This is a genomic window from Cellulomonas sp. P4_A2 (assembly GCF_056402515.1).
This window is the reverse complement of record NZ_JBFUHG010000156.1, coordinates 1-405: the sequence shown is the minus strand read 5'-3', so window position 1 is coordinate 405 and position 405 is coordinate 1. Positions and strand designations below refer to the sequence as shown.

1 pseudogene is annotated in these 405 nt (G+C 71.6%); it reads right to left on the bottom strand.

Annotation, left to right across the window (positions count from 1 at the left end):
- Window positions 1-405: pseudogene (locus tag AC1DUE_RS20515) on the bottom strand (elongation factor G-like protein EF-G2); the annotation flags it as partial.

Below are 405 nucleotides of genomic sequence, written 5' to 3'. Positions count from 1 at the left end.
GGCGTACTGGCCGTGGCCGCCGGACTGCTTGACGTGCCGGCCGCGGCCGGTCGCCGGGCCGGCGAACGTCTCGCGCAGGGGCACCCGGTGCGGTACGGAGTCGACCTGGACCCCGTACCGGGTGCGCAGCCGGTCCAGGGCCACGTCCTGATGGGCTTCGCCAAGGCACCACAGGACCACCTGATGCGTGTCCTGGTTCTGTTCGAGGCGCATGGTCGGGTCCTCGGCGACGAGCCGTGCGAGCCCCTGGGAGAGCTTGTCCTCGTCCGCCTTGCTGTGTGCCTCGATGGCGAGCGGCAGCAGCGGATCGGGCATGGTCCAGGGCTCCATCAGCAGCGGATCGTCCGGGGCCGAGAGGGTGTCCCCGGTCTCGGCGCTGCCCAGTTTGGCGACGCAGGCCAGATC